The organism is Kineosporia corallincola, from assembly GCF_018499875.1.
Taxonomy (GTDB): Bacteria; Actinomycetota; Actinomycetes; order Actinomycetales; family Kineosporiaceae; genus Kineosporia; species Kineosporia corallincola.
This window is the reverse complement of sequence record NZ_JAHBAY010000001.1, coordinates 78,040-93,726: the sequence shown is the minus strand read 5'-3', so window position 1 is coordinate 93,726 and position 15,687 is coordinate 78,040. Positions and strand designations below refer to the sequence as shown.

At 71.8% G+C, this 15,687-nt stretch carries 14 protein-coding genes and 1 pseudogene; 11 read left to right on the top strand and 4 right to left on the bottom strand.

Going from position 1 to position 15,687, the window contains the following annotated elements:
• Nucleotides 1-311: 311 nt before the first annotated feature.
• The 11 genes and pseudogenes from ssd (at nucleotide 312) to KIH74_RS00390 (ending at nucleotide 10,181) form a co-directional block, all read left to right on the top strand.
• Complete coding sequence (gene ssd / locus KIH74_RS00440) at nucleotides 312-1,382, top strand: septum site-determining protein Ssd (RefSeq protein WP_214153256.1); 1,071 nt, start codon at nucleotides 312-314, stop codon at nucleotides 1,380-1,382.
• Nucleotides 1,379-2,566, top strand: a complete 1,188-nt coding sequence (locus KIH74_RS00435) for a TadA family conjugal transfer-associated ATPase (protein WP_214153254.1) — start codon at nucleotides 1,379-1,381, stop codon at nucleotides 2,564-2,566. The genes ssd and KIH74_RS00435 overlap by 4 nt, the downstream gene beginning before the upstream one ends.
• Entirely contained in the window at nucleotides 2,566-3,204 is a 639-nt protein-coding gene (locus tag KIH74_RS00430; RefSeq protein ID WP_214153252.1) for a type II secretion system F family protein, read from the top strand. Before KIH74_RS00435 ends, KIH74_RS00430 begins: the two co-directional genes overlap by 1 nt.
• Nucleotides 3,201-3,704 carry a type II secretion system F family protein gene (locus KIH74_RS00425; RefSeq protein WP_214153250.1) on the top strand — a complete coding sequence of 168 codons (504 nt, stop codon included), beginning with the start codon at nucleotides 3,201-3,203 and terminating at the stop codon, nucleotides 3,702-3,704. The genes KIH74_RS00430 and KIH74_RS00425 overlap by 4 nt, the downstream gene beginning before the upstream one ends.
• 171 nt (nucleotides 3,705-3,875) lie before the next feature.
• A complete protein-coding gene (locus KIH74_RS00420) occupies nucleotides 3,876-4,085 on the top strand; it encodes a DUF4244 domain-containing protein (protein WP_214153248.1) in 210 nt (69 codons plus the stop codon).
• Nucleotides 4,082-4,471, top strand: coding sequence for a TadE family type IV pilus minor pilin (locus tag KIH74_RS00415; RefSeq protein ID WP_214153246.1), 390 nt, complete (start codon nucleotides 4,082-4,084; stop codon nucleotides 4,469-4,471). The genes KIH74_RS00420 and KIH74_RS00415 overlap by 4 nt, the downstream gene beginning before the upstream one ends.
• Nucleotides 4,468-4,830, top strand: coding sequence for an Rv3654c family TadE-like protein (locus KIH74_RS00410; protein ID WP_214153244.1), 363 nt, complete (start codon nucleotides 4,468-4,470; stop codon nucleotides 4,828-4,830). The genes KIH74_RS00415 and KIH74_RS00410 overlap by 4 nt, the downstream gene beginning before the upstream one ends.
• Nucleotides 4,831-4,995: 165 nt before the next feature.
• Nucleotides 4,996-5,331: pseudogene (locus KIH74_RS00405) on the top strand (STAS domain-containing protein); the annotation flags it as partial.
• A gap of 140 nt (nucleotides 5,332-5,471) precedes the next feature.
• The gene (locus KIH74_RS00400; protein WP_214153240.1) at nucleotides 5,472-5,852 is read left to right on the top strand and encodes an ATP-binding protein; all 381 of its coding nucleotides are present in this window, start codon (nucleotides 5,472-5,474) and stop codon (nucleotides 5,850-5,852) included.
• A 257-nt stretch (nucleotides 5,853-6,109) separates the two neighbouring features.
• Nucleotides 6,110-8,524 carry a sodium-translocating pyrophosphatase gene (locus tag KIH74_RS00395; protein WP_214153239.1) on the top strand — a complete coding sequence of 805 codons (2,415 nt, stop codon included), beginning with the start codon at nucleotides 6,110-6,112 and terminating at the stop codon, nucleotides 8,522-8,524.
• 115 nt (nucleotides 8,525-8,639) lie between these two features.
• Nucleotides 8,640-10,181: a DUF7059 domain-containing protein gene (locus KIH74_RS00390; RefSeq protein WP_214153237.1), complete on the top strand. Its 1,542-nt coding sequence runs from the start codon at nucleotides 8,640-8,642 to the stop codon at nucleotides 10,179-10,181.
• A 25-nt stretch (nucleotides 10,182-10,206) separates the two neighbouring features.
• Here the strand turns inward: KIH74_RS00390 and KIH74_RS00385 are convergent, their stop codons facing one another.
• From KIH74_RS00385 to KIH74_RS38235, 4 genes are read right to left on the bottom strand one after another with little or no spacing between them, the layout of a single operon-like run.
• A complete protein-coding gene (locus KIH74_RS00385; protein ID WP_308113475.1) occupies nucleotides 10,207-10,782 on the bottom strand; it encodes a GTP-binding protein in 576 nt (191 codons plus the stop codon).
• Nucleotides 10,763-11,143 (bottom strand): DUF742 domain-containing protein, encoded by a 381-nt coding sequence (locus tag KIH74_RS00380; RefSeq protein ID WP_214153235.1) that lies wholly within the window; start codon nucleotides 11,141-11,143, stop codon nucleotides 10,763-10,765. The genes KIH74_RS00385 and KIH74_RS00380 overlap by 20 nt, the downstream gene beginning before the upstream one ends.
• Nucleotides 11,144-11,156: 13 nt before the next feature.
• The gene (locus KIH74_RS00375) at nucleotides 11,157-11,579 is read right to left on the bottom strand and encodes a roadblock/LC7 domain-containing protein (RefSeq protein ID WP_372491968.1); all 423 of its coding nucleotides are present in this window, start codon (nucleotides 11,577-11,579) and stop codon (nucleotides 11,157-11,159) included.
• Complete coding sequence (locus KIH74_RS38235; RefSeq protein ID WP_214153233.1) at nucleotides 11,576-15,211, bottom strand: ATP-binding protein; 3,636 nt, start codon at nucleotides 15,209-15,211, stop codon at nucleotides 11,576-11,578. Before KIH74_RS38235 ends, KIH74_RS00375 begins: the two co-directional genes overlap by 4 nt.
• Between the last annotated feature and the right edge of the window lie 476 nt (nucleotides 15,212-15,687).

The following is a 15,687-nucleotide window of genomic DNA, read 5'->3' as shown; positions in this document are numbered from 1 at the left end:
ACTAGAACTGCCTTTCACCTGTCTATTTCCTGTCGACTTGCCGCCGACCGGTGGCGTAGGTGTTGCACTCGACGCCACGGGGGGTACAGACTGACGTTGCCGGCTTAATTGCCGTGCCCGCCCGGTCCGACTCCTCCCCCCCGAGCCGGACCGGCCAGACGGCCCCCGCTCCCCCCCAGCGGGGGCCGTCGCCTTTTGCCCCGGCGAATCCGCCCTCGGGAGTTGTCCACAGACACGTACGACCGGCCCCTCGTCCACAGGCCGAGCACTGGGCCGTCCGGCCGGCCCGGGCCTCGCCGAACCTGGCGTCCATGGCGTCTCCCTGGGTGCTCCTGCTGACCTCCGAGCCACTGCTCGTCGCCGCGACCGGCCGCCTGGCCGCCGCCTACGGCGTCCCCGTGCGCACCGGCATCGCTCCCGGCGCCGGGCCGCCCGGGCTGGTGCTGGTCGGCTCCGACCACGCGGGCGCCCTGCCCGGCCCGGCCTCCGGGGTGCCCCGGCTGCTGCTGGCCGCGGGGACTCCCGGCGAGCAGCTCTGGCGCACCGCCCTGGAACTGCGGGCCGAGCAGGTGGTGCTGCTGCCCGAGGGCGAGCACCTGCTGGCCGAGCGGCTCTCCCGGCTCGACGGCGGCCGGGCCGGCGGCCCTCTGACCTTCGGCGTGGTCGGCGGTTGCGGCGGCGCCGGGGCCAGCGTGCTGGCGGCCGCCCTGGCCCGCACGGCCGCCCTGGTCACCCCCACGCTGCTGGTCGAGGTGGACCCGTTCGGCGGCGGGGCCGACCTGCTGCTCGGTGCCGAACACGAACCCGGGCTGCGCTGGCCCGATCTGGCCTCGGCCCGGGGGCTGCTGCTGCCGGGCAGCCTGTCCGGGGCGCTGCCACTGATCGACGGGGTGCACGTGCTCGCGGCGGTGCGAGGGTCTTCCGGAGAACTGTCCAGGCCGTCTGCCACGGCCGTGGCCGCGGTGCTGGACTCCTCCCGCGGCGAATACGGCACGGTGGTGGTCGACATCCCCCGGCATCCGGACGAGGCTGTGAGAGCCGCTCTGCGGGCCTTGGATGTCCTGTTGGTCGTAGTACCCGCCGAGGTGCGGGCAACCGCCGCAGCGCAGCGCGTGGCGGCCGTGGTGCGGCCTCTCACGGGCGACGTGCGCGTGGTGGTGCGGGGTCCGGCACCGACCGGACTGAGCGCATCGAGCATCTGCACCGCACTCGATCTGCCCCTCGCCGGAGTGCTGCGGGCCGAGCCCGGGCTGCGGGTGGCCCTCGACCGGGGCGAGCCGCCCGGGCTGCGGGGCCGCAGTCCGCTGTCCCGGTTCTGCCGCGAGTTGCTGGCCCAGGAACTGCCGGCCCGTGAGTTGCCGGCTGCGGGGCTGTCTCGATGACCACGTCGGAGGCGGTGCTGTCGGCTGTCGTGGCCCGGTTGCGGGGCGGGCTGGCCGGTTCCGGCCGACCCCGGCCCGACGAGCTGGCGGCCATGGTGGCCGCGGCCTCGGCGGGTCTGGGGCAGGTGCTCGGTCACGACGACGTGCTGGTGGCGACCGAGCGGATCCGTGCGGAGCTCTGGGGGCTCGGGCCGCTCCAGCCGTTCCTCCAACTGCCCGGCGTCACCGACGTTCTGGTGAACGGGCCGGGTGAGATCTGGGTGGACCGGGGCGAGGGCCTGCGGCGCGTGCCCTGCCCCGCGGCGCTGACCGAGGAGGCTGCGGTGCGCTCGCTGGCCGCCCGTCTGGCCTCCGCCGGTGGGCGACGTCTCGACGACGCGGCGCCCTACGCGGACGCCCGTCTCGAGGGCGGCATCCGTCTGCACGCGGTGATCCCACCGGTCGCACCCGACGGCACGCTGATCTCGTTGCGGGTGCTGCGGCAGCAGCCGATCGACCTCGGCACCCTGGTGAGCACCGGCTCGCTGCCTCCGGGCTGGGCCGAGGTGCTGCGGGCGATGGTGGCCGTCCGGGCAGCCTTTCTGGTCAGCGGGGGCACCGGTGCCGGCAAGACCACCCTGCTCGCCTCGCTGCTCTCGCTGGTGCCACCGGGCGAGCGGATCGTGCTGGTCGAAGACGTCGGTGAACTACGGCCCGCGCATCCGCACCTGGTGCGGCTGGAGGCCCGGCACGCCAACGTCGAGGGGGCCGGTGCTGTCGGCCTGGAGGTGCTGGTGCGCCAGGCCCTGCGGATGCGGCCCGACCGGGTGGTGGTGGGGGAGTGCCGGGGCGGCGAGGTGCGCGATCTGCTGGCCGCACTCAACACCGGGCACGCCGGGGGCTGCGGCACGGTGCACGCCAACGCCCCGGCCGACGTGCCAGCCCGGCTGGAGGCCCTCGGGGCCCTGGCCGGTCTGTCGGCCGATGCGGTGCGGGCCCAGGCCGCGGCGGCGCTGGACGCCGTGGTGCACGTCGAGCGCCTGGGCACCCGGCGACGGGTGACCCAGATCGCGATCGCCCGGCGGGGCGATCGGGGCGAACTGACCATGTTGCCGGCGCTGACCGCGGATCCGCACGACCCGGCGGCGGACGGCACGGCGGGGCCCGGCTGGGCCGAACTGGCCGGGCGTCTGGAGGGGGCGTGATGAGCGGCGGCGGAATCGAGGCCGGACCCGGCCGGTTCATCGAGAGTCATCCATCGGCAGCAGATTTCGTGACCCTGGGCCGGGCCGACGCCGCGCAGCTCTGCGGCCGGGTCTCGGCGCTCTCCCGGGCCGGGGTTCCGCCGGACCGGACCTGGGAGGTACTGGCCCTCGGCCGTGGTCCACAGGCCCGGGTGGCCGCGATCGTCGCCGGGATGCTGGCGGTCGGTGGAACCACCGCCGAGGGCCTGCGCCTGGCCGCCTCCACCTGCGAGGGGCCGGGCGTCGAGGCGCTGGGCTGGCTCGCCACCACCGCCGAGGTGGTGCAACGCTCGGGCGCCCCGGCGGCGGCCATCTTCGACGGGATCGGCGACGGTCTGCTGGCCCAGATCGCCGAGTCGGACGAGCGGGAGGTGGCGCTGGCCGGTCCGCGCGCCACCGCACGGGTGCTCGCCGCCCTGCCGCTCATCGGGTTGCTGCTCGGCGCCGTTCTCGGGGTGAACAGCCTCGGCGTGCTGTTCGGAACCCGGCCCGGGCTGGCCTGTCTGGCAGCCGGACTGGGGTTGTGGTGGGCCGGGCGGGCATGGACCGCACGCCTGGTCCGCTCGGTGTCGGAGGAGTCTCGGGGACGGGCGTCGTGAGGGGCGACCCGGCGGCACGGCTGGGCTCGGCGTCGCAACCGTACCGCCGCTCGGCCCGCACCTCCCCCGGTCCGGCCTCCGCCACGATGCCCGGCCCGCTCGTGCTCGACCTGATCGCCGCACTGGTCGAGAGCGGCGCCCCGCCACAGGCTGCCCTGCGGGGCACCGGGGCCGGGCTCACCGGCCTCGGTGATCCCCGTGGCGAAAAGCTGCTCGCCCTGGCCGATCTGGTCACCGACCCGGCCTCGGGCGACCTCAAGCACGACGACGCCACCGCCGCCCTGGCCGAGGCCCTCACCCTGGCGGCACGGTCCGGCCTGCCGCCGTCCGCCCTCGTCCGCCGGGCCGCCGCGGAGGAACGACGGCGTCAGGCGGCGGCCCGGGCGGCGGCGATCCATCGTCTGGAGGTGCTGCTGGTGATCCCCGGAGCCGTCTGCCTGCTGCCGGCTTTCGTCCTGCTCGGCATCGTGCCCCTGGTGATCAGGCTGGTGGCCGGATGACTTTCGAGTTCTCCACAGTCGCCACGACCCGGATGTCATCCACAGGCAGGCACTTTGGATCATCGACGAGGGCCTTCGGAGAGCAGTCTGAGGTCAGGCCGCGATCGGGGCGGCCGGCCAGGCCGGGGTCACCGGCCACCGGGGAGAGGACAGTTCATGCGGATTCGCATCATGAGGTGGACGAGGTCGGCGGCGGTCTCGCTGCGACGGGTGACCAGCGCACCCCGGGGGATGGGCGAGATCGGCGCCAGCACGGCGGAATACGCCATGACGATGCTGGCCGCCTGCACCTTCGCCGGGGTGCTGATGGCGATCGTCCGGGGCAGCGCGGTGAAGGGGCTGCTGCTCACGATCATCCAGAAGGCCCTGAACCTCGGATGACCCACCGGAGCGATCGGGGCCACCCCACCGGGGTGGCCCCACCCCGGGCCCCCGACCACGGCTCGGTGACGGCCGAGTTCGCACTGCTGATGCCGGTTCTCGTGCTGTTTTTGGTCGCCGTGCTGGCCGCCGCGACGGCCGGGATGGCCCAGCTCCACTGTGTGGACGCGGCCCGGGCCGGCGCCCGGGCGGCGGCCCGGCACGACGATCCCCGGCCGGTGGCGGCCGCCGCGGGGCCGGCCGGGGCAGCCGTCTCGGTGGCGGGGACCGGCGAGCTGGTCACCGTGACGGTGTCCGCCCAGGTGCCGCTGCCGCTCCCCTGGCACCCGCAGATCGGGGTGCGGGCCCGCCACACCGCCCAGGTGGAACCGCAGGTGGGCGGGTGAACCGCGATCGCGGCTCCGGCACCGTGCTGATGATCGGCCTGGTCGGGGTCGCGGCGGTGCTGATGGCGGCCCTGCTCGGCCTGGGCGGCGCTGTCGTCGCGCGGCACCGGGCCGGTGCGGCCGCCGACCTGGCCGCGCTCGCGGCCGTCGACTCCGGCGAGGGGTGCGCCGCGGCCGGGCGGGTCGCGGCGGCCAACGGGGCGCGGCTGGCCGAATGCGACCCGGCGGCCGACGGCTCGGTGAGGGTGACTGTCACGGTCGAGGCCCCCGGACTGCACCGAACCGCGAGTGCATCGGCCCGCGCGGCACCGGGACCTGCCCGCACCCCGACGGGCCGGGAACCGCCCGGCACCGGGTGAACGAGGGCGAATTACGGGGTGTCGTCCAAATTGGTGACACGTAGTCGACGGTGTGGGCCATTGGAGTGACCGTCAGATGATTGAATGCGGAAGGCACGCCCCTTGTGAGGGCTGAGAAGAGATGCAGATCCGTGAGACGGGCACACGACTTCCCGGGGAGGCGATGTGGAGCTCACAGTGGCGACACGGCGCGAAGGTGTCCAGACGGTCATCAGCGTGGCCGGTGAGATTGACGTGTACACGGCTCCCACCCTGAGGGAACGCCTCAACGAACTGGTCGAGGACGGCGAGTTCCACCTGGTGGTCGACATGGGCGGGGTGGACTTCCTCGACTCGACCGGCCTGGGCGTGCTGGTCGGCGGCCTCAAGCGGGCCCGCTCGCACGAGGGTTCGCTCCAGCTGGTGTGCGACCAGGAGAAGATCCTCAAGGTCTTCCGCATCACCGGGCTGACCAAGGTCTTCCCGATCCATGCCTCGCTCGACGGCGCCCTGGCCGGCAGCTCCGGCAGCTCCGGCGGCAGCGGTGGCACCGTCCCCACGACCATCTCGCTCGACGGTGAGCTGGAGGCGTCGCTCGGCAGCCCGGCGGACGGGGAGCCCGGCAGAGGCACGCCATAACCGGGACCGGGCCGGAAACGCCCGTGGCCGGTGTCGAGCTGCGGTTTCCACCGGCCGCCGAATACGTCCGTACCGCACGCCTGGTCGCCGTGGCGGTGGCCCGTCGCGCCGGGCTGACGGAGCACCTCGAAGAACTCCGCCTGGCCGTGGGCGAGGCCTGTGCCCGGGCGGTGCGGCGCTGCGCCGCCGCCCACTGCGACGACCCGGTCGTCCTGCATGTCGACGACACCGGCCCCGGGCTGGTGATCGAGGTGACCGACGCGGCCAAGACCGATCCCGGGCCGGAGCCCGTCGCGCTGTCCCTGATCGAGGGCCTGGCCGATCGGGTCGAGGTGCGCACCCATCACGGCATTTCCGGCGCACAGGTGCGACTGGAGTGGCTACCGCCGGGTGCGGCGCACTGAACCTCGTCCATTCTTACCGGTCTGGCCTAGGCATTTCAGCGATAGCAAATGCGGACCAATCACCCCAAAGTGAAATGACCCACGCCTCGGGTGTTTGGTGGTGCGCATCACAGTCAATACACTCCCCGGAGTGGGAACTTCCACCGGAGTTCCGGTTTCCCACGCATGCCTAGGCCCCGTTTCGCCCTGTCGCCTGCACTGGAAACCGCCCACCCGCGACGGGTGAGGGGGTTTCACGCGCACGTCGAGGAGGACGGATGCATCAAGGCTTTCAGGCTGCCACCACCACGGCAGATGTGAATCTCGAAGGTCGGAATCTGACGCTGGTCGTCGCGGTCTTCGTCATCGCGGTCGTGGCCCTCGGAGTGGCGGCGGCCTTCCGCCGGCTCGTCCTCGCGGCCCCCGACGGCACCCGCAGCATGGTCGAGATCGGCACCGCCGTGCAGGAGGGTGCGGCCGCCTACCTGCGCCGCCAGTTCCGCACGCTGGCCGCCTTCGTCGTCCTCGTGCTGATCGTCCTCTTCCTCCTGCCCGGCGACACCGGGGTACGGATCGGCCGGGGCATCTTCTTCGTCGTCGGGGCCCTGTTCTCCGCCGCCATCGGCTACCTGGGCATGTCCCTGGCGGTCCGGGCCAACGTCCGGGTCGCCGAGGCCGCCCGCAAGGGTGACCGGGACGAGGGCATGCGCCTGGCCTTCCGCACCGGTGGCTTCGTCGGCATGTGCACGGTCGGCCTGGGGCTGCTCGGCGCCTCGGCCGTCGTCCTGCTCTACGAAGGCGACGCGCCCTCCGTGCTGGAGGGATTCGGTTTCGGCGCAGCCCTGCTCGCGATGTTCATGCGGGTCGGCGGCGGCATCTTCACCAAGGCCGCCGACGTCGGCGCCGACCTGGTCGGCAAGGTCGAGCAGAACATCCCGGAGGACGACCCACGCAACGCCGCCACGATCGCGGACAACGTCGGCGACAACGTCGGTGACTGCGCCGGCATGGCCGCCGACCTGTTCGAGTCGTACGCCGTCACCCTGGTGGCCGCGCTGATCCTGGGCAAGGCCGCCTTCGGGCTCGAAGGTCTGGTGTTCCCGCTGATCGTGCCCGCGCTGGGCGCGATCACGGCGGTGCTCGGCGTCGTCATCACCCGCACCCGCCCGGGCGAGAGCGGCCTGGCCGCCATCAACCGGGGCTTCGGCATCTCCGCCGTGGTCTCCGCCGTGCTCTGCGGGATCGCCTCGTTCACCTACCTGCCGTCCTCGTTCGCCGACTTCACCGGCGGCGACGAGGTGGTGGCCGGGCTGGACGGCGACCCGCGCCTGATCGCCTTCGCCGCCGTGATGATCGGCATCGTCCTGGCCGGCGTGATCCTCTGGCTCACCGGCTACTACACCGGCACCGACAAGCGCCCGACCATGGACGTCGCCGACACCACCACGACCGGCGCCGCCACCGTGGTGCTCTCGGGCATCGGCCTCGGCCTGGAGTCGGCGGTCTTCACCACCGGCATCATCGCCGCGGCCGTGTTCGGCGCCTTCACGCTGGGCGGTGTCTCGATCTGGCTGTCGCTGTTCCTCATCGCCCTGGCCGGCTGCGGTCTGCTGACCACGGTCGGCGTGATCGTCGCGATGGACACCTTCGGCCCGGTCAGCGACAACGCCCAGGGCATCGCGGAGATGTCCGGCGACGTGGACGGCGAGGGCGCGCAGATCCTCACCGAGCTCGACGCCGTCGGCAACACCACCAAGGCCATCACCAAGGGCATCGCGATCGCCACCGCGGTGCTCGCGGCCACGGCCCTGTTCGGTTCCTACACCGACGCCTGGCAGGGGGCACTCGTCGACAGCGGCGCGGCCCTGAACGAGCTGGGCCGCAGCTTCAGCCTGGAGATCGTGCAGCCCAACACCCTGGTCGGCCTGATGCTGGGCGCCGCTGTGGTGTTCCTGTTCTCCGGTCTGGCGATCAACGCGGTCACCCGGGCGGCCGGGGCCATCGTGGTCGAGGTGCGGCGCCAGTTCCGTGAGAACCCCGGAATCATGGACCATTCCGTGAAGCCGGAGTACGGCCGCGTGGTCGACATCTGCACCCGGGACTCGCTGCGTGAGCTGGCCACGCCCGGTCTGCTCGCCGCCCTGGCCCCGGTCGCTGTCGGCTTCGGCCTGGGCATCGGCCCGCTCGCCGGATACCTGGCCGGGGCGATCGGTGCCGGTGCGCTGATGGCGGTGTTCCTGGCCAACTCCGGTGGTGCCTGGGACAACGCCAAGAAGATCGTCGAAGACGGCCATCACGGTGGCAAGGGCTCGCCGGCCCACGCCGCCGCGGTCATCGGTGACACGGTCGGTGACCCGTTCAAAGACACCGCCGGTCCGTCGATCAACCCGCTGATCAAGGTGATGAACCTGGTCGCCGTGCTGATCGCGCCCGCCGTGGTGCAGCTCAGCGTCGGCGAAGACGCCTCCGCCGCACTGCGTTACACGATCGCCGGGATCGCCGTCGTGATCATCGTGGCTGCTCTGGTGGTGACCCGCCGGCGCACCGTCGACTACGGCGACGGCGCCGGCACCGGACCGCAGGCCCCGGTCACGGCCGGCCATCCGGCCACCGCCGTCACGGGGCAGCCGGTGGCCAAGACCGTGGACGTCGGGGAGACGGCCCCCTCGGCGTCGTCCCGCACCACCCCGTAGTTCCGCCCGTAGTTCCGCACGGACACCGGCCGCGTGGGTATCCGCCCGCGCGGCCGGTGTCATGTCCGGAGTCCGGTGCCGTACCGAGGCAGTCCGGCACGGTAGAAACACAGGCATGAGTACTGACCCCGCCGAACTGATCGAGAAGCTACGCAGCGATCTGGCCGGCTTCACCGTGGACTCGGTGAACGAGTTGCTCGGCCCGGTGGCGCAGGCGGCGCTCGGCCGGGAGCAGTCGTTGCCGGCCCGCCTCGCCGTCACCGAACGGCTTCGAACTGAGGACGACGAACCGCTCGCCGCGCTCATCGCCGTCTTCGTGCTCGGCCTGGCCGTCCCGGCGGCCCGCCTGGCCTCCGCCGTGCCGCGCACCGGACTCGACGGCCTGGCCGAACTCGGGCTGATCGTCACGGCCGGGTCCGAACCGGGCGACGACGTGCGTGGTCTGGTCGACCTGCGGCCCTACGCCACGGTGGACGCGCTCGGGCCGGCCGACTGGTGGCTGGCCTCCGACCTCTCCGAGGTGGCCACCGGCCGCCCGCTGACCGACGACCACGTGCTCGGCGTCGGCGGCGCCTCGCTCACGCTGGCCCGTTGCACCGTGCGCCGGCCGACCGGCCGGGTGCTGGATCTCGGCACGGGCTGCGGGATTCAGGCCCTGCACGCCGCCCGGCACTCGCGGCACGTGGTGGCCACCGACATCTCCGCCCGGGCGATGAAGCTGGCCCGGCTGAACTGGGCCCTCAACGCCCCGACCGTCGGGGAGACATCGATCGAGGGACGCCTCGGCAGCCTTCTCGAGCCGGTGGCGGGTGAGTTGTTCGACCAGGTCGTCAGCAACCCGCCGTTCGTGATCACCCCGCGTTCCACCCCGGCGGCCGCCTTCGAGTACCGCGACGGCGGCATGATCGGCGACGACCTGGTGCGTCAGCTGGTCGAGTCGGTCGGCTCGGTGCTGGCACCGGGCGGGATCGCACAGTTCCTGGGCAACTGGGAGGGCCGACGGAACGAGGGCTGGACCGACCGCGTCACCTCGTGGCTGGAGGCGTCCGGCCTGGACGGCTGGGTGGTGCAGCGGGAGTGGCAGGACCCGGCCGAGTACGCCGAGACCTGGATCCGGGACTCCGGTCAGCACCTGGGCAAGGACGCCGACGACCTGTACGCCGCATGGCTCGCCGACTTCGCGTCACGGGGAGTGGACGGCGTCGGCTTCGGCCTGATCACCCTGCGCCGTCCACCGACCGGGGAACCGAGGATCCGCGTGGTGGAGGAGCGCCGCACCGGACCCGGCCTGCCCTGGGGCGACGAGGTCGTGGCGACGCTGGAACGCCAGGACTGGCTGGCCACGCACGACGACGACGCACTGCTCGCGGGCATGCTGAAGGTGGCCGCCGACGTCACCGAGGAACGGCACCACCTGCCCGGGGCCGAGGACCCGAGCGTCATCCTGCTCAGGCAGGGCGGAGGTGCCGGCCGGGTGGTCCAGGCGAACACCGCTCTCGCGGGGTTCGTCGGGGCCTGCTCCGGAGACATCCCGGTGGGACGCCTGATCGCCGCCCTCGCATCACTGCTGGAGGTCGACGGTCAGGCGCTGCGTGCCGAACTGCTCGGCGACGTGCGCAACCTCGTGCGGGACGGGCTGCTGGAGCCCGCCCCCTGACGAACGGCCCTGGGGCCGGGCCTGTTTAGGCCCGGCTCCAGGTGGCCAGTGCGTGCTCGACCACGGAGATCAGGGTCTGCTTGGCAGACTCCCGCTCCCGGGCGTCACACACCAGCACCGGCACGTCGTGGCTGAGCTGAAGCGCTTCGCGCACGTCTTCCGGGCGGTGCCGGAGCAGACCGTCGAAGGCGTTGATCGCGACCACGAAGGGCAGGTTGCGCGCCTCGAAGAAGTCGATCGGCCCGAAACAGTCCTCGAGTCGCCGGGTGTCGACCAGAACCACCGCGCCGATGGCGCCGCGGACCAGGTCGTCCCACATGAACCAGAAACGGTTCTGGCCCGGCGAACCGAACAGGTACAGAACCAGTTCCTGGTCGATGCTGATACGACCGAAGTCCATGGCCACCGTGGTGGTGGTCTTGTTCGGTGTGGCCGTCAGATCATCGACGCCGACGCTGGCCGAGGTCATGACAGCCTCGGTCCGCAACGGCATGATCTCGGAAACCGCACCCACGAACGTGGTCTTGCCCGCACCGAACCCACCCGAGATGACGATTTTCGTCGACCGGGTAGCCCTGGTCTCAGAGCCGCTGAAGGCCACTGAGCACCCTCCTCAAGAAAGCTGGATCACGTTCGTCACCAGAAGCATTCGCCGTGCTCAGCACCTCGACCAGCCCCAGTTCGACCATGTCCGCGATGATTACGCGGGCCACGCCGAGCGGGGTGTGCAGCCGGGCGGCGATCTCGGCGACGGAGATCGTTCCCTCACACAACTCGATCACCGTGCTGTGTTCCGGCGAGAGCAAGTCGTTCATTCCCGGGTCCTGACCGGTGACCGTGGTCACCACCAGGGCCTCGAGGTCGAGGTCGTGCACCGGACGGGTCCGGCCACCGGTTCGGGCGTAGGGACGCACCATCGACGGTGGCGGATCCCCGCCCTCGTGAGCTGAATAGTCGGTCATCGTGGCAATCTGATCACATCGATGGCAGCGAGCCGCCGTGGCCGTTGTGCCGGATCTCCGGCGACAGGTGCTGACCGACTCGGTCGACCAGCAGTGTCATCTCGTATCCGACCAGGCCGATGTCGGAGGTCGGCGCAGCGAGAACCGCCAGCCAGGAACCGTCCGAGATGGCCATGAGAAGCAGGAACCCGCCCTGCATCTCGACAACTGTCTGCACAACGGCGCCGGCCGCGAAACACATCGCGGCGCCGTTCGTGAGACTACCGAGGCCGGACGCGACCGCGGACAACTGGTCGGCGCGGTCCCGTGGGAGTCCCGCGGAACTCGCCACCAGAAGACCGTCTGCCGAGACCACCGCCGCGTGCGCCACGCCTGGTACCCGCTGTGCGAACCCGTCGACCAGCCAGGTGACGTCGGTGCCGGTACCCGTGCTCACTGGTCCCCTCCCTGCTCTGCGGAGGAGCCATTATCGGCACCGCCGTCGCTGTTGGTGGTGAAAAGGCTTGCCCCGACCGGATTGAAGGCCGGTGCCGGGTCTGCCTGCGCCCGTGCTTTACGGGCATTGGCCAGACCACGCTGGTAGCTGCCCAGACGGCCACGGACGACTGTCGCGTCGGCCGGCTGGCTGGGCTTGCTCGGGCGGGGCCTCGCCGCCGGCGTGTCGGTGACCGCACCTGCCGTGGAAGGCAGCAGGTTGGCACCGGGCCGGCGAGTCGGCAGACCCGCGTCGGAACGACCATCCGTCTCCGGAGCAGCCGATGCCCGGGCGTTCGTGGCCAGCCATCGCTGGTCGCCGAGCGCCGCCCAGCGGCTGGACTGCTTACTACGCTCCCGTTCGTGGTCGCGCAGGTCAATGATGCGCTGGTCACCGTTCTCGACCGAGATCGAGGGGGCGGCTTGCGCGGGCTCCGAGCTGAACCAGACCGAGATCTGGTCGAAGATCGGCGTCGGGTCGTTGAAGTCGGGCCGGCTGTCGCCGATCAGCGGCTGCGAGTCGGTCGGGCGGTAGGCCGCCGCGGCCGTGGCGCGAGCCGTGATCTCGTTGGACAGCTCCGGGTCCTGCCAGTCCGAGGTGCTCTCGCCGGCCGGCAGTGCCGGGTTCGGCGCGGCCCGGAACGAGCCGGTCGGGGCCGACAGCGGGTCGTTGACCGGCAGGCTGCCGGTCGCCGGGCCCCTGACCGGCAGGCTGCCGGTGGCCGGGCCGTTGCCGGCCGGACGGCGGACCAGGCCGGGCAGTCCGGAGATGCCCGCGGCCGGGGTGCTGTCGCCGGCCTCGTAACCACTCGGCCGGGCCGGGGTCTGACGGCTCTCGAAACCCTGTCGCTGTGACGGCGCGAAGTCCTGGTCGGTCTGACCGAACATGCTCGGGCCGTTCTGCGGACCGAAACTGCCGGGCATCTGGGCCTTGTGCTCACCCGGCCTGCGGGTGGGCAGGTTCGGGATGCCGCCCGGCGTGGTTTCCGGCGGCGGCGACACGAACTGGTTGGCCCGCGGAGCCTGCGGTTCCGGCCGGCTGTAGCCCTGGTGCGGCTCCTGCTGGCTGAAGTCGAAGGCAGCGGGTTCCTGCTCCAGCGCGGCCGGCTGCGCCTGCTGGGCGAAACCGAACGCGGCGGGCTGCTCGTCGTGCTGCTGACCGAACCCGAAGGCTGCCGGCTGCTCCTGCTGCACCGCGGAACGCCCGGTGCCCTGGCCACGCTCGGCGGTCTCGGCCTGGGCGGCCGGGACGTTCGGGGTGAACAGGCCGGTCGAACCCGGCTCACCGATGGCCGCGGTGGCCTCGGCCGGCATGCCGGTGCTGCCGGGAGTGCGGCGGCGGCGGGGCAGTTCGGCCTCGACCTCGTCGGCGACCGACCGGACGCCGGCGGCGGCCTGAGCAGCCACACCGGCGGCAGCGGCGGCGGGCGAGGGCGTCTGCGGCAGCTCGCGCTGCGGCAGCGGCTGGCTCATCTCGCCGAAGCTGCTGTAACCGCCACCCTGCACCGGACCCTGCGGGAGCTGGGACTGACCGGCGGCCGGGGTGAGCGGCCGCACCTGCGGGTTGACCCCGGTCGGGGTCTCGCCGGTGCTGCCCGGCGCGCCGATGACCAGCGAGGCGGGCACCCGGACCAGGGCGATGGTTCCGGAGGCGTCCGGCCGGGCCTGGAGCTGCACCCCGAAGGTGCCACGGCGGGCCAGGCGGGCGACCACGAACAGACCCATGCGGGACGGGACCTGCGTGTCGATCGCCTCGGGCTGGGTGAGACGGGCGTTCAGCCGGTCGAGTTCACCGGGGCTGATACCGACACCGGCGTCGAGCACCTCGATCTGGAGCCCGCCGTCGGCGGTGAACGCCGCGGAGAGCACGATCGCGCTGGACGGCGGCGAGTACATCGCGGCGTTGTCGAGCAGCTCGGCCAGGAGGTGGACGAGCTCGCCCGCGACCGTACCGGCGATGGAGGCACCGCTGACCGGCTGGAGCCGGACCCGCTCGTACTGCTCCATCTCGGAGGTGGCGGCGCGGAACAGCTCGGCGATCTTGACCGGGGCGGTCGCCCGGGTCCGCACGGCGGAACCGGCGAGCACCAGCAGGTTGTCGTTGTAGCGGCGCATCCGGGCGGCCAGGTGGTCCAGCCGGAACAGGTTGCGCAGCTGGTCGGGGTCCTGCTCCTGGCTCTCCAGGCTGTCGATGATGGCGAGCTGCTTCTCGACCATCGACTGGCTACGGCGGGACATCGACACGAACGCCTCGTCCAGCGCGCGCCGCAGTCGCACCTGCGCGGTGGCCAGACGCACGGCCTCGGCACCCAGGTCGTCGACCGCGTGGGCCACCTCGAGGGTTTCCGGACCGGGGTTGAAGTCGGCCGGAAGCACCGGGGGCAGGGCGATGTCGGCACCCACGCCGTCCTGCTCGATCCGGGCCACCGCGGCCGGCAGCTGCACGCTGGCGACCTCGACGGCACCGGCGCGCAGACGGCGTAGCGGGGCGGTGACGGTGCGGGCGATCGTGGTGAGCAGGGCACTCACGACCAGGATGGTGACGATGACGGCGGCGGCGACCAGGGCGACCCGGAAGAGGGCCGCGGTCTCGGCGTCCTGCGCCGACTTCAGCGTGGTGCGGCCGGCCGCGGTCGCCGTCTCCTCGATGTCGGCCAGGCGGCTGGAGGCGAGTTCGGCGAACGCGCTCGAGTCACCGAAGTTCGAGGTCTTCGTCTTGCCGATCTGGCCCTCCAGCGCGGAGCGCCAGCGGGACATGCTCGGGGTCTGGTTGCTGAGGGCGATCAGCTGGTTCCGCTGGTCCTCGGTGAAGGCGACGCTCTGCGCCGAGCTCAGCCCGAGTTCCTGCTGCGCGACCAGGCTTTCCAGGTTCCGCACGGCGTTGACGTCGACGACGACCTGACCGGTGAAGGCGTTGGAGAAGACCGTGATCTCCTCGGCGGCCGCGAAGCCCATCTGCGACACCGAGGTGAACAGCGAGGAACTGGTGACGGTCTCGTGGTTGCCGGAGGTGACGCCGAGGTCGGTGGCCAGTTCCTCGGGCAGGTCTCGCGCGGCGTTGAACAGGTTCTCCGCGGCGGTGGTGACCTGGTTGACCCCGGAGGTGCCGGTCAGCTCCTTGTTGTCCAGCAGGCTGTCGACGAGCTTGCGGATGTCGTCGATCCGGTCCAGCTGGTTCAGCATGGTGGACGCCGTGGTCGGCAGCGACGAGTCCGAGGAGGATCCGCGCTCGGAGAGGTCCTCGAGCTTCGGCTTGATCGCCGCGATCTCGTCGTCGGTCTCTTCCCGCAGCTTGGCCAGCTTGTCGGCGTCGGTGTTCGCGCCGGGCATGCCGAACTCGTTGAACAGCACTCGGCTCAGACGCAGCGACGGCTCCATCAGCTCGGCGTCGAGCCGGGCGGTGTGCGCCTTCTGGTAGGTGCCTGCCAGTGAGGCCACCAGCACGCCGCCACCGACGAGCAGCACGACGAGCGGAATGGTGACCAGAAGCGTCAGCTTGCGGCGGATGGACCATCCGGCAATAGACGAGCGACGGGGCGCGTCCGGGACGCTTTCGACGTCGGCCCCCGGTTCGACCGAACCGTGTCGCGGCACGCGATCCTCCCTGCGGCCACTTTCAAGTGGCATCCGGTAATCTGGCCGTCCGCTCAGTGATCTTTCCGCGTCCTCGTTGACACGGTCTGTCCCTGGCATTTCGACCCACCTCGTTGTCCAGCGTGTGCTGATCGTGGCAGAAGGTCTCGCCCAGAGGCTACGTCCCGTACCCGGGCTTCGACGAACTTGCCCTCGACCCACACTGCCAACATGAGGGCCTTATTCTTCGCACTCGTGCTCAAATCACCCTAGCGCCTCGGCGCAACCCGACGAGAACCCCGGGTAACGCTCAAGACACACACCCTGGGCAAGCGCCGTTTAGCGGCATTGGGTGTGACGCTGAACACACTCGGATGGACTCGGACGGTTTGGGCCGGGGGTGGCCAGTCGTCACTTTGCGTGCCACTCTCGCAGCGGAGATGTGACAGCCCGGTGGGCAGTCGGCATCCACATCGACCGCTCTCGGGTTACGGTGC